The organism is Salmonella enterica subsp. diarizonae, from assembly GCF_008692785.1.
GTDB lineage: Bacteria > Pseudomonadota > Gammaproteobacteria > Enterobacterales > Enterobacteriaceae > Salmonella > Salmonella diarizonae.
Window position 1 is genome coordinate 11,308 of record NZ_VXJV01000005.1, and the last position, 13,011, is coordinate 24,318.

Consider the following 13,011-nt stretch of genomic DNA (forward strand, 5'->3'; position numbering starts at 1 on the left):
GTCTTTACACTGTAGCATGAGCAATAATAAAAAAGCGGCAAGAAAAAGCCCCGCGAAAGCGGGGCAGGAAAGACGCGAGACCGATTATGCGGCTTCGACTTTACGCACTTTCTCCGGCAGCTTTACCGGCCTGGTCGCCAGCGCTTCAGGTTCAAAATCATCAACGTTGATACTGCGCAGGCGGCTCTCTTCCGCTTTCGCCAGAATGGCGGCTTCATCTTTATCGATAAGCCCTTTCGCCAGCGCATTGCGCGCCAGTTCATCCAGACGAGTAAACGGCAGATTTTTACCCAGTTCTTTGCAGATGCGCTGGTGAATCGGATCGGCGGCAATGACATCACGCAGCGCTTCTTCCAGTAAACCGACCGGATTATGTTCGGCTGGCGTCAGATACTGACCGCGCCCAATACGTGAACGTGTGGCGTTCGGCACCTGCAGGATCTTCGCAACGGCGTGATCCAACTTATCAGACGGCGCCAGATAATGACGACCAGTCGGGAAGATCATCGCAGTGAGCAATCCGGCCACGACGCGGTTCGGGAAGTTTTGCAGCAGATCGTCCATCGCCTGTTCAGCACGATACAGCGCATCCTGTACGCCCCAGTGCACCAGCGGCAGGTCGGCTTCATGGCGACCTTCGTCGTCGTAACGCTTCAGTACGGCTGAGGCCAGATAAAGCTGACTCAGTACATCGCCCAGACGCGCGGAGATACGCTCGCGGCGTTTCAGGCTGCCGCCCAGTACTGCCATTGACACGTCGGACAGCAGCGCCAGGTTTGCGCTCAGTCGGTTCAGATGCTGGTAATAACGCTTCGTGGCATCGCCGGTTGGCGTATGGCTCGTTAAGCCGCGGGTCAGGCCAAGCCAGAAGCTGCGAACGGTATTGCTGCCGACATGACCAATATGTTTAAACAGCAGTTTATCAAAGGCATTCACATCGTTATTCTGCGCTGCGGCCATCTCTTCCAGTACATAAGGATGGCAGCGAATGGCGCCCTGACCAAAGATCATCATGCTACGGGTCAGGATATTCGCGCCTTCCACGGTAATCGCGATAGGCGCGCCCTGGTAAGCGCGCGCCAGGAAGTTGCTCTCGCCCAGCATAATGCCTTTACCGCCAGTAATATCCATCGCGTCGATAATGGACTGCTGGCCGCGGTGGGTGCAGTGATACTTCACGATAGCCGACAGTACTGCCGGTTTTTCACCCAGCATAATGCCGTAGGTGATTAACGATGCGGCGGCATCCATTACATAAGCGTTACCTGCAATGCGCGCCAGCGGTTCTTCAATACCTTCCATCTTGCCGATAGAAATTTTGAACTGACGACGAATGTGAGCATAGGCGCCGGTTGCCAGCGCGACGGATTTCACACCACCAGTGGAGTTGGACGGCAGGGTAATACCGCGTCCTACCGACAAACATTCCACCAGCATACGCCAGCCCTGCCCGGCCATTTTGGGGCCGCCGATAATATAATCAATAGGCACGAAAATATCGTTACCACGGGTTGGACCATTCTGGAACGGAACGTTAAGCGGGAAGTGACGACGACCGATTTCCACCCCCGGCGTTGAGGTGGGAATCAGGGCGCAGGTAATACCCAGCTCTTCTTCTCCGCCTAACAATTTATCCGGATCGGAAAGCTTAAACGCCAGGCCCAACACGGTGGCTATCGGCGCCAGCGTAATATAACGTTTGTTCCAGGTAAGGCGCATACCCAGCACCTGCTGACCCTGCCATTCGCCCATACAGACGATGCCGGTATCTGGAATCGCGCCCGCATCAGAACCTGCTTCCGGGCTGGTCAGCGCAAAGCAGGGGATCTCCTGGCCGCGCGCCAGTCGCGGCAGATAGTGATTCTTCTGCTCTTCCGTACCATAGTGCTGCAACAACTCGCCAGGGCCGAGTGAGTTTGGAACGCCGACGGTGATAGCCAGAATCCCGGAGACGCCGGACAGTTTTTGCAGTACGCGGGACTGCGCATAAGCCGAGAACTCCAGCCCGCCGTACTCTTTTTTAATGATCATCGCGAAGAAACGATGCTCTTTCAGGTAAGCCCACAGTTCCGGCGGTAGATCCGCCAGTTCATGGGTAATCTGGAAATCGTTCGCCATCCGGCACGCTTCTTCTACCGGACCGTCGAGAAACGCCTGCTCTTCGGCAGTGAGTTGCGGTTGCGGATAGTTGTGCAATTTTTTCCAGTCAGGCTTGCCCTGGAACAGATCGCCTTCCCACCAGGTTGTACCTGCATCAATCGCTTCTTTCTCAGTGCGCGACATCGGCGGCATGACCTTACGGAAGCCGCGGAACACCGGCGCGGAAATCATTGACTTACGCATCGGCGTGACGTTAAACGGCACGAGAATAATGGCCAGAGGAACCAGCAGCCAGATGGACCACAGGCCAGCGACGCCAAGTGCGGCGGTCCAGGCGAGCAGAATCAGACTGCTGAGAAATAAACTCACGCGGTGATAGAACAATGCGCCGAGCAGGACAATAGTCGCGAAAATACTCAAAATCATCATAACGAAAAGCTCCCTTGCTTGTAGGAGGTCTGACCACTTGTGATGATTAGGTTGTAGTGGATGTAAAATCTTTTATCAATGTGTTTACAAAATAATTACAACAAAGCTCACATTGTTGCCGTTTTTGGTGGCACGAAAAATCAAAAGCGCGAGGCGTTAATTCGGCTTATGCTTCTCGCCTGTACCGCTATCCGGTACACTGCATACTGTCATTTACATTCATGCTGAAGGATATCCTCATGTACCAGGATCTTATTCGTAACGAACTGAACGAAGCGGCGGAAACGCTGGCTAATTTTTTAAAAGATGACGCCAATATTCACGCCATTCAGCGCGCGGCGGTCCTGTTGGCTGACAGTTTTAAAGCGGGTGGTAAGGTACTTTCCTGCGGTAACGGCGGCTCCCATTGCGATGCGATGCACTTTGCTGAAGAGCTGACAGGTCGTTACCGTGAAAACCGTCCGGGCTACCCGGCAATTGCGATTTCTGATGTTAGCCATATCTCCTGCGTCAGTAATGATTTTGGCTATGACTATATTTTCTCTCGTTACGTTGAGGCAGTAGGGCGCGAAGGCGATGTCCTGTTAGGGATTTCGACGTCAGGGAATTCCGGTAATGTCATTAAAGCGATTGCCGCGGCCCGCGAAAAAGGCATGAAAGTGATCACCCTGACCGGTAAAGACGGCGGCAAAATGGCGGGAACAGCGGATATTGAAATTCGCGTACCGCACTTCGGTTATGCCGATCGTATTCAGGAAATCCACATCAAGGTAATTCATATTTTGATTCAGCTGATTGAAAAAGAGATGGTTAAATAAGCAGACTTTTTTCTGTGCTTTGCCGGATGGCGGCCTTGCAGGACTTATTTGGCCTATGATGGACTTGCGTAGGCCGGATAAACGCAGCGTCATCCGGCAATGAATTATGTTAAGGCAGGTGATGAATGTGCGAATTGCTTGGGATGAGCGCCAATGTGCCAACGGATATCTGCTTTAGCTTCACCGGACTGGTGCAGCGCGGCGGCGGAACCGGGCCGCATAAAGACGGCTGGGGAATTACCTTTTACGAAGGAAAGGGCTGTCGCACGTTCAAAGATCCGCAACCGAGCTACCACTCGCCGATTGCGAAACTGGTACAGAATTACCCAATCAAATCCTGCTCGGTTATTGCCCATATCCGTCAGGCTAATCGCGGCGAAGTAGCGCTGGAAAATACACACCCTTTTACCCGGGAATTATGGGGACGCAACTGGACTTATGCCCATAACGGTCAGCTCAACGGTTATAAGACGCTGGAAACCGGTAATTTCCGTCCGGTGGGGGAAACCGACAGCGAAAAAGCGTTTTGCTGGTTATTGCATAAATTAACGCAGCGTTATCCCCGCACGCCGGGCAACATGACCGCGGTATTTAAATATATTGCGACGCTGGCGACGGTATTACGTGAAAAAGGCATTTTTAACATGCTGCTGTCAGATGGGCGATATGTGATGGCGTTTTGCTCAACACATTTGCACTGGATCACTCGCCGGGCGCCGTTTGGCGTCGCCACGCTGGTGGATCAGGATATGGAAATTGATTTCAGTTCACAAACCACGCCAAATGACGTGGTTACCGTGATTGCTACCCAGCCCCTGACAGGGAATGAAACCTGGCAAAAGATTATGCCAGGCGAATGGGCGTTATTTTACCTCGGAGAGCGTATAGTTTGAGGCCAGTTGCGGCTGAACGACTTCGTGACTCAACGGTTTGCTCACGACGTAACGTCCATCAACGATGGAAACAGTTGGCGGTTTATGCGTCTGTTCAAAATAATCGTAGCCGGGTTTTAGCTGCGCCCAGAAATCTTTGTAATAAGAATATTTATGACGCTGCATATTGGCGTCGGTCATCCGGAACGGATAAATACTCACCTGCACACTCGGCTGACCAAAAACCAGCGCGGCGGTGACAAACTGGAAAATCTCATCAATGCCGCTGTCGGTCATGGCATAGCAGCCGACGGAAACACAGGCGCCGTGAATCATCAGATATTTACCATCATAGCCATGCGCGCGATCGTAGGCATTTGGAAAACCAATATTGATGGCCTTATAAAAACGGCTGTCTGGCTTGAGTTGATTACGTTGAACGCTGTAAAACCCTTCCGGACTTTTAAAATCGCCCTGACGGCGTTTCGGGCCTAACCCGCCGGAATAGTTGCAAATTTTGTAGCTATCAAGCAACTGGTATTGCTCACCCATTTTGACGTAGAGATCAAGGGTGCGCTCTTCTTTAAAAATCTGAATATAGACCGGTGAGCCCATTAACTGCTGCTTATACTCTTTACTGACCGGCGTGACGGGGCTGCTGCTGCTCAGCAAACCGGCAAATGAGACGCACGGAATCAGAAGCATCGCAAGAAAAAATGCGATTTTACGCATACTGCTTGTTCCTTGATAAAACGGTTACACACGCCAGAACGGCAAAAGAGTCCCCAAATCGGAGTAATCTGGATTTGGAGCGCTCACATTAGCACCACAGCAGTTTTTCGCAAGTCCCCGTTTATACGTTTACAATTTTCCCGCAGCTTCTCGTCGTCATATCTTCGAATCCGTCGCTTGTTTTAACGCGAATGTCTCTTTGCGTGCAATAGAATGCACTGTATACTTAAACAGTGTTTCGGGAGGCGAACGATGCGCAAAATCATACATGTTGATATGGACTGTTTTTTTGCCGCGGTTGAGATGCGTGATAATCCGGCGTTACGCGATATCCCCATTGCCATTGGCGGGAGTCGTGAGCGTCGAGGCGTTATCAGTACCGCCAACTATCCTGCGCGCCAGTTTGGCGTACGCAGCGCGATGCCGACCGCCATGGCGCTAAAACTGTGCCCCCATCTCACCTTATTGCCTGGTCGCTTTGACGCCTATAAAGAGGCTTCGCGGCATGTACGTGACATATTTTCCCGCTACACTTCGCTGATTGAACCGCTCTCGCTGGATGAAGCCTGGCTGGATGTAACTGACAGTCCGCACTGTTATGGATCGGCGACTCTGATCGCCAGGGAGATTCGCCAGACCATTTTTAATGAACTGCAACTCACTGCTTCCGCCGGCGTTGCGCCAGTGAAATTTCTGGCGAAGATCGCCTCCGATCTCAATAAACCGAACGGGCAATATGTTATTACGCCAGCCGATGTTCCCGACTTTCTTAAAATGTTGCCGTTAGCCAAAATTCCAGGTGTGGGGAAAGTTTCCGCCGCTAAACTGGAAAATATGGGGTTAAGAACCTGTGGGGATATCCAACAGTGCGATCTGGCGATGCTTCTTAAACGCTTCGGTAAATTTGGCCGGGTTTTATGGGAGCGTAGCCAGGGTATTGATGAGCGTGATGTTAACAGTGAAAGGCTGCGTAAATCGGTAGGCGTTGAGCGTACTCTGGCGGAGGATATTCATGAGTGGTCGGACTGCGAGGCCATTATTGAACGTTTATATCCGGAACTGGAGCGCCGTCTGGCCATGGTGAAACCCGATTTACTGATTGCGCGACAGGGCGTTAAATTAAAATTTAATGATTTTCAGCAAACGACTCAGGAACATGTCTGGCCGCAATTAAATAAAGAAGACTTAATTACCACTGCTCGTAAAACCTGGGACGAGCGTCGTGGCGAGCGCGGCGTGCGGCTGGTGGGGTTACACGTAACGCTGCTCGACCCACAGTTGGAACGACAGTTAGTGTTGGGTTTATAAATCAGGCCGTTAAGTTTTTATAATTATTGCGATTGCGCTATCTAAATTTCAGTATGGTTATATGCGCGTCGTCGGAAAGTATGTGGGGCGAGGCTATCCCATCGGCAGCCGATGTTTCATCAAAGCGAGCGAGGTCATCCTGTCCGTATATGTAAAGGAATGGATTTCAGAGCCGTATTATAAAGCTATTGAACCCGGCGAGCGTTTACTGCCGGGTTCATTCTTAAAAAGTCCGCGCCCTTGCTGTGGCGCGGAGATCATTACTTCGCAGGAATCGCTTTCAGCAATTCGGTCAGCAATGTCCAGTAGTGACCGACGCTTTCGATATGTACCTGCTCATCCGGAGAGTGAGGTCCGGTAATGGTGGGCCCAATAGAGACCATATCCATATCCGGATAAGGTTTCTTAAACAGACCGCATTCCAGACCGGCGTGGATAATCTGGATGTTCGGCGTTTTGTTGAACAAACGCTGATAGGTTTCCCGCACCAGGTGCATGACCGGCGAGTTCGCATCGGGCTGCCAGCCAGGATAGCTGCCTTTCGCTTCGGTTTTCGCGCCAGCCAGCTTGCCCAGCGAATCCAGCATACTCACCACATAATCTTTACCGCTGTCGATCAGGGAGCGAATCAGGCAGTGAATTTCAACATTCGTATCAGACATTGTGACCACGCCAACGTTCAGCGATGTTTCCACTACGCCTTTCGCCACGTCTGAATTGCGGATCACACCATTCGGCGCTGCGTTCAGCAGGCGAACAAAGGTATCGCGTGACAGCGCGGTCAATGCGGCGTTATCGCTAGCGACATTATTGAGTTGCAGCGTCAGGTTTTTCTCTTTTTCCGCCAGTTCGTTTTTCAGAATATCCTGGTAAGCGTTAACTAACGTTTTCAGTGCTTCTACGTTGTCTGCGGCAACGGCGAGGGTCGCGAACGCTTCGCGCGGAATCGCATTACGCAGCGTGCCGCCGTTGAAATCGATCAGACGCAGATCCAGTTCTTCTGCGTGCCCGGCAAGAAAACGCGCCAGCAATTTGTTGGCATTGCCAAGACCGAGGTGAATTTCACCACCGGAGTGGCCGCCTTTGAGGCCTTTCAGGGTTAGCTTAAAGTACGCAAATCCTGCGGGTACAGCTTCACGGGTCAACGCCAGGTTAGAGGTAAAATCGATCCCGCCTGCGCAGCCCATATAGATCTCACCTTCTTCTTCAGAGTCGGTGTTGATCAGGATGTCGGCCTGCAACCAGCCGGATTGAAGGCCGAATGCGCCATCCATCCCGGCTTCTTCGGTCATGGTCAGTAGCACTTCCAGCGGGCCGTGTACGACATTATCGTCAGCCAGTACCGCTAAAGCAGAAGCCATTCCGATACCATTGTCTGCGCCGAGGGTAGTACCGCGTGCTTTAACCCATTCGCCATCAATATAAGGCTGGATAGGATCTTTAGTGAAGTCGTGAACGGTGTCGCTATTTTTTTGCGGCACCATATCCAGATGCGCCTGTAAAACGACCGGTTTGCGATTTTCCATACCTGCAGTGGCGGGCTTACGGATCAGAATATTACCGACCTGGTCGCGCTCCACGTGAAGGCCTTTCTCTTTGGCCCAACCCACAATATGTTCAGCGAGTTGCTCTTCGTGATAGGACGGGTGAGGAATAGAACAGATTTTAGCAAAAATATCCCACAAAGGTTGTGGTGATAACTGAGACAGTTCAGACACGATAAGTCTCCTTGACGGTGCCCTGAAAAACATTCTTACAGGCCACAGGGTTAGCGGAATTGATTACTCTTACGAGATGCGATTGAGAATACCACTTTCTCCGCCTGCGGGTAGTATAAAGCATGCAAAAAGAGGCGCGGATACCGCTAAACACTGGTTTTTAGCGCGTCAGGTCTCTATAATCTCGCGCAACCTGGTTCACCCTCAATTTTTAAGCCGTAGATAAACAGGCTGGGACACTTCACATGAGCGAAAAATACGTCGTCACCTGGGACATGTTGCAAATTCACGCGCGCAAACTGGCAAGCCGCCTGATGCCTTCAGAACAATGGAAAGGCATTATTGCCGTAAGTCGTGGTGGCCTTGTACCTGGCGCATTACTGGCGCGTGAATTGGGCATTCGTCATGTCGATACCGTATGCATCTCCAGCTACGATCACGATAACCAGCGCGAATTGAAAGTGCTGAAGCGTGCAGAAGGCGACGGCGAAGGCTTTATCGTCATCGATGATCTGGTCGATACCGGCGGTACCGCCGTCGCGATTCGCGAAATGTACCCTAAAGCGCATTTCGTCACGATTTTCGCTAAACCGGCGGGCCGCCCGTTGGTTGATGATTATGTTATTGATATTCCTCAGAACACCTGGATTGAACAGCCCTGGGATATGGGCGTGGTATTCGTACCGCCGATTTCAGGTCGTTAATCAGCAGTTTTTCAGAGCGCCCGGCAATGCCGGGCGCTGTTTTATTGGTTACAATAAGCCTCAATGAGTATCCAAGGAGGCTGCACGCATGACACAGGCTAACCTCAGCGAAACCCTGTTCAAACCCCGCTTTAAACATACTGAAACGTCTACCCTTGTCCGTCGGTTCAATCGTGGGTCGCAGCCGCCCATGCAATCCGCGCTGGACGGTAAGAACGTCCAGCACTGGTATCGTATGATAAACCGCCTGATGTGGATTTGGCGCGGCGTTGACCCACGAGAAATCCTTGATGTGCAGGCGCGCATTGTGATGAGCGACGCAGAGCGAACGGATGATGATTTATACGATACGGTCATTGGCTACCGCGGCGGCAACTGGATTTATGAGTGGGCAAAGCAGGCGATGGACTGGCAGCAGAAAGCCTGTCAGGAACAGGACGCCATGCGCAGCGGACGCTACTGGCTTCATGCCTCAACGCTCTATAACATTGCCGCCTACCCACATTTGAAGGGCGATGAGCTGGCGGAGCAGGCGCAGGCGCTGGCGAATCGCGCCTATGAAGAGGCAGCACAGCGGTTGCCAGGTTCGTTGCGTGAAATGGAATTTGCCGTTCATGGCGGTTCGCCGGTAACTGCATTTTTACATATGCCGAAAGGTGATGGTCCGTTTCCGACGGTGCTCATGTGCGGCGGCCTGGACGCCATGCAAACCGACTATTACACCCTGTATGAACGCTATTTGGCGCCGCGCGGTATCGCAATGTTAACGCTTGATATGCCTTCGGTTGGATTTTCATCAAAGTGGAAATTAACCCAGGATTCCAGCTTGATCCACCAGCATGTGTTAAAAGCGCTTCCTAATGTCCCTTGGGTGGATCATACCCGTGTCGCGGCGTTTGGTTTTCGTTTTGGTGCCAATGTTGCGGTGCGTCTGGCCTATCTGGAAGCGCCGCGTTTGAAAGCGGTGGCTTGCCTGGGGCCGGTGGTCCATGCGCTACTTAGCGATCCGCAACGACAGAGCACGGTGCCGGAGATGTATCTTGATGTGCTGGCCAGCCGTCTGGGTATGCATGATGCTTCGGATGAGGCGCTACGTGTGGAGCTCAATCGCTATTCGTTGAAAGTACAGGGTCTACTGGGCAGACGTTGTCCTACGCCAATGCTTTCCGGCTTCTGGAAAAACGATCCTTTCAGCCCGGAAGACGAGTCTCGCTTAATCACATCGTCATCTTCAGACGGTAAGCTGATAGAGATCCCTTTTAACCCGGTGTACCGCAATTTTGACAAGGCGCTGCAAGAAATCACCGACTGGATTCATCATAGATTGTGTTAATAGATTGCTAAATTCTATTGATTTGGTAAAACAGTTGCTTCATTAAAGGAGATCGCAATGACGTTACCGAGTGGACACCCGAAAAGTAGATTGATCAAGAAATTTACCGCACTTGGCCCCTATATCCGGGAAGGGCAGTGCGAAGACAATCGTTTTTTTTTCGATTGCCTGGCAGTTTGCGTCAACGTGAAGCCGGCGCCTGAGAAGCGTGAATTTTGGGGCTGGTGGATGGAGCTGGAAGCACAAGAGAAACGTTTCACCTATCGTTATCAGTTTGGTTTATTTGATAAAGAGGGCAACTGGACCGCAGTGCCGATTAACGAAACCGAAGTGGTGGAACGACTGGAATACACGCTACGCGAGTTTCATGAAAAGCTACGCGACCTGTTGATTTCTATGGAGCTGGCGCTGGAGCCGTCTGACGATTTCAACGACGAGCCGGTAAAACTGTCGGCATAACCCTGCTGCCATGCCTGATGGCGCTGCGCTTATCAGGCCTACATATTATCCGTAGGCCTGATAAGGTGTTTATGCCGCCATCCGGCACAATACGACTTATCAGAACTGGTAGGTCAACCCTATCGCAACGATATCATCGTCATTAATGCCTAACGTGTTATCGCTATCAAGCTGGTTGATTTTGTAATCTACAAATGCGGACATATTTTTGTTGAAGTAATAGGTTGCGCCAACGTCAATATAATTCACCAAATCCTCACTGCCGACGCCCTCAATATCTTTGCCTTTTGACAGCACATATCCTAATGATGGACGCAGACCAAAATCAAACTGATACTGGATAACCGCTTCGAAGTTTTGAGTTTTATTGGCAAATCCGCCGGAAATTGGCGTCATGTTGCGGGTTTCCGAATAGAAGGTCGCAATATAAATATCATTAGCGTCATATTTTAAACCCGTAGCCCAGGCTTCGGCTTTATCGCCGGTACCGCGGCGCTGCAGATTTTGCTCATTGGTGCGATCGGAATGAGTATAAGCGCCGCTGATGGCAAAATCGCTGCCGCCGAAATCATAGCTCAATGATGTCCCGAAGCCGTCGCCGTTTTGCTTTTTCACATCGCGATCTTCATTTTTCCCCTGATACTGTAAGGTAAGATCCAGTCCATCAACGATGCCGAAGAAATCGGTATTGCGGTAAGTCGCCAGGCCGCTGGCGCGTTTAGTCATAAAATTATCGGTCTGGGCGGAAGAGTCGCCGCCAAATTCGGGAAACATATCCGTCCAGGCCTCAACATCGTACAGCGCGCCCAGGTTACGCCCATAGTCAAAAGAACCGATGTTTTTTAATTTCAGGCCAGCAAAGGCCAGGCGGGTTTTTTGCTGGGACGAATCACTTTCGGCTTTATTACCGGCGAACTCAGCTTCCCAGCGCCCGTAGCCGGTCAATTGAGCGTTAATTTGCGTTTCGCCTTTAAAGCCAAAACGGACATAGCTTTGATCGCCATCTTTGCTGTCATAATCGCTCATATAGTGCATGGCTTTAACTTTTCCATACACATCAAGCTTATTACCGTTTTTATTGTAAACTTCGGCGGCGTGAACAGATGCTGATGCGATGATACTCACCACTACTGCCAGAGTGCTCTTTTTCATTTCCATTCCTGTTTTAATTACGCGCTATGATTTGTCGGGAAACCCCGTAAAAAACAGGAAGGTTTTTAACGTTCGGCAATGAAAGATTTATGACAAAGTGAGAATTTTTTTAAAAAAATATGTTTAATTATTGCGGTAATAAAATTGTCAAATTCCACCGCTACGCTTGCTGATCCTGCGCAACAAAATTTCACGCTACGCGTACAGGTTGTTGGCAACCGGAGCCAGTCCTGCTAAAACGTTCATTTGGTCTTTATTTCTTATTTTGAACGGCAGAGAATCATGAGTGACAGCCAGACGCTGGTCGTAAAACTCGGCACCAGCGTGCTAACAGGCGGATCGCGCCGCCTGAACCGTGCCCATATCGTAGAACTTGTCCGCCAGTGCGCGCAGCTACACGCTGCGGGGCATCGTATTGTTATTGTTACCTCTGGCGCGATTGCCGCCGGACGTGAACATCTCGGCTACCCGGAACTTCCGGCAACGATCGCCTCTAAACAACTTCTGGCGGCGGTAGGGCAAAGCCGTTTGATTCAACTGTGGGAGCAGTTGTTTTCAATTTACGGTATTCACATCGGGCAGATGCTGTTGACGCGTGCGGATATGGAAGACAGAGAGCGCTTTCTGAACGCCCGCGATACGCTGCGTGCGTTACTGGATAACCATATTGTGCCGGTTATCAATGAAAATGATGCCGTTGCAACAGCGGAAATTAAAGTGGGCGATAACGATAACCTGTCCGCGCTGGCGGCGATCCTGGCAGGGGCGGATAAACTGCTGCTGCTGACCGATCAGCAAGGATTATTTACCGCCGATCCGCGTAGCAATCCGCAGGCGGAGCTTATCAAAGATGTGTATGGCGTTGACGATGCGCTGCGCTCTATCGCTGGAGACAGCGTTTCCGGTCTGGGGACTGGCGGTATGAGCACTAAGCTTCAGGCGGCAGACGTTGCCTGCCGCGCTGGTATTGATACGATTATTGCCTCAGGCAGTAAACCAGGCGTTATCGGCGATGTGATGGAGGGGATTTCCGTCGGCACTCGTTTTCATGCGCAAGCCTCGCCGCTGGAGAACCGCAAACGCTGGATCTTCGGCGCGCCGCCGGCAGGCGAAATTACGGTTGATGAAGGCGCTACCGCAGCAATGCTGGAACGTGGAAGTTCACTTCTGCCAAAAGGGATCAAAAGCGTGACGGGTAATTTCTCGCGGGGGGAAGTGATCCGAATTTGTAACCTGCAAGGGCGTGATATCGCTCATGGCGTCAGCCGTTATAACAGTGACGCTCTGCGGCGGATAGCCGGTCACCACTCTCAACAAATCGATGCGATTCTGGGCTATGAATATGGCCCGGTCGCTGTCCATCGTGATGACATGATTACTCGATAA

11 protein-coding genes are annotated in these 13,011 nt (G+C 51.3%); 7 read left to right on the forward strand and 4 right to left on the reverse strand.

The genetic code is table 11. From position 1 onward, the window contains the following. Positions 1–84: 84 nt before the first annotated feature. Positions 85–2,529 carry an acyl-CoA dehydrogenase FadE gene (fadE, locus tag F4V72_RS11225; protein ID WP_070804341.1) on the reverse strand — a complete coding sequence of 815 codons (2,445 nt, stop codon included), beginning with the start codon at positions 2,527–2,529 and terminating at the stop codon, positions 85–87. A 239-nt stretch (positions 2,530–2,768) separates the two neighbouring features. On the opposite strand from fadE, the gene lpcA reads away from it, so the two are divergent. Together lpcA and F4V72_RS11235 are read left to right on the forward strand one after the other, a co-directional pair. Beyond that, the gene (gene lpcA / locus F4V72_RS11230) at positions 2,769–3,347 is read left to right on the forward strand and encodes a D-sedoheptulose 7-phosphate isomerase (RefSeq protein ID WP_000284051.1); all 579 of its coding nucleotides are present in this window, start codon (positions 2,769–2,771) and stop codon (positions 3,345–3,347) included. A gap of 125 nt (positions 3,348–3,472) precedes the next feature. Further along, the gene (locus tag F4V72_RS11235; RefSeq protein ID WP_136058469.1) at positions 3,473–4,240 is read left to right on the forward strand and encodes a class II glutamine amidotransferase; all 768 of its coding nucleotides are present in this window, start codon (positions 3,473–3,475) and stop codon (positions 4,238–4,240) included. On the opposite strand, the gene dpaA is transcribed toward F4V72_RS11235, so the two are convergent. Continuing rightward, positions 4,211–4,951: a peptidoglycan meso-diaminopimelic acid protein amidase gene (dpaA, locus tag F4V72_RS11240; protein WP_023248854.1), complete on the reverse strand. Its 741-nt coding sequence runs from the start codon at positions 4,949–4,951 to the stop codon at positions 4,211–4,213. The genes F4V72_RS11235 and dpaA overlap by 30 nt on opposite strands. Positions 4,952–5,203: 252 nt before the next feature. On the opposite strand from dpaA, the gene dinB reads away from it, so the two are divergent. Beyond that, a complete protein-coding gene (gene dinB / locus F4V72_RS11245; protein ID WP_063390150.1) occupies positions 5,204–6,259 on the forward strand; it encodes a DNA polymerase IV in 1,056 nt (351 codons plus the stop codon). Between the two features lie 260 nt (positions 6,260–6,519). Here dinB and pepD read toward each other — a convergent pair whose 3' ends face one another. Further along, on the reverse strand, positions 6,520–7,977 hold the full coding sequence (gene pepD / locus F4V72_RS11250) for a cytosol nonspecific dipeptidase (protein WP_136058468.1): 1,458 nt from the start codon (positions 7,975–7,977) through the stop codon (positions 6,520–6,522). A gap of 245 nt (positions 7,978–8,222) precedes the next feature. Here pepD and gpt point away from each other — a divergent pair, with 245 nt between their 5' ends. From gpt to crl, 3 genes are all read left to right on the forward strand, one after another. Further along, complete coding sequence (gene gpt / locus F4V72_RS11255) at positions 8,223–8,681, forward strand: xanthine phosphoribosyltransferase (RefSeq protein WP_001292018.1); 459 nt, start codon at positions 8,223–8,225, stop codon at positions 8,679–8,681. Positions 8,682–8,769: 88 nt separating this feature from the next. Further along, entirely contained in the window at positions 8,770–10,014 is a 1,245-nt protein-coding gene (gene frsA, locus F4V72_RS11260) for an esterase FrsA (protein ID WP_136058467.1), read from the forward strand. Positions 10,015–10,071: 57 nt separating this feature from the next. Then, positions 10,072–10,473: a sigma factor-binding protein Crl gene (crl, locus tag F4V72_RS11265; RefSeq protein WP_000174693.1), complete on the forward strand. Its 402-nt coding sequence runs from the start codon at positions 10,072–10,074 to the stop codon at positions 10,471–10,473. A gap of 99 nt (positions 10,474–10,572) precedes the next feature. Here crl and phoE read toward each other — a convergent pair whose 3' ends face one another. Further along, complete coding sequence (gene phoE, locus F4V72_RS11270; protein ID WP_136058466.1) at positions 10,573–11,625, reverse strand: phosphoporin PhoE; 1,053 nt, start codon at positions 11,623–11,625, stop codon at positions 10,573–10,575. A gap of 282 nt (positions 11,626–11,907) precedes the next feature. On the opposite strand from phoE, the gene proB reads away from it, so the two are divergent. Continuing rightward, the gene (gene proB / locus F4V72_RS11275) at positions 11,908–13,011 is read left to right on the forward strand and encodes a glutamate 5-kinase (RefSeq protein ID WP_001285275.1); all 1,104 of its coding nucleotides are present in this window, start codon (positions 11,908–11,910) and stop codon (positions 13,009–13,011) included.

What these genes read in the sequence shown, in the direction of transcription:
- frsA (WP_136058467.1), top strand. Translation starts at nt 8,770, where the DNA reads ATGACACAGGCTAACCTCAGCGAAACCCTGTTCAAACCCCGCTTTAAA.
- phoE (WP_136058466.1), bottom strand. Translation starts at nt 11,625, where the DNA reads ATGAAAAAGAGCACTCTGGCAGTAGTGGTGAGTATCATCGCATCAGCA.
- crl (WP_000174693.1), top strand. Translation starts at nt 10,072, where the DNA reads ATGACGTTACCGAGTGGACACCCGAAAAGTAGATTGATCAAGAAATTT.
- F4V72_RS11235 (WP_136058469.1), top strand. Translation starts at nt 3,473, where the DNA reads ATGTGCGAATTGCTTGGGATGAGCGCCAATGTGCCAACGGATATCTGC.
- proB (WP_001285275.1), top strand. Translation starts at nt 11,908, where the DNA reads ATGAGTGACAGCCAGACGCTGGTCGTAAAACTCGGCACCAGCGTGCTA.
- lpcA (WP_000284051.1), top strand. Translation starts at nt 2,769, where the DNA reads ATGTACCAGGATCTTATTCGTAACGAACTGAACGAAGCGGCGGAAACG.
- dinB (WP_063390150.1), top strand. Translation starts at nt 5,204, where the DNA reads ATGCGCAAAATCATACATGTTGATATGGACTGTTTTTTTGCCGCGGTT.
- dpaA (WP_023248854.1), bottom strand. Translation starts at nt 4,951, where the DNA reads ATGCGTAAAATCGCATTTTTTCTTGCGATGCTTCTGATTCCGTGCGTC.
- gpt (WP_001292018.1), top strand. Translation starts at nt 8,223, where the DNA reads ATGAGCGAAAAATACGTCGTCACCTGGGACATGTTGCAAATTCACGCG.
- fadE (WP_070804341.1), bottom strand. Translation starts at nt 2,529, where the DNA reads ATGATGATTTTGAGTATTTTCGCGACTATTGTCCTGCTCGGCGCATTG.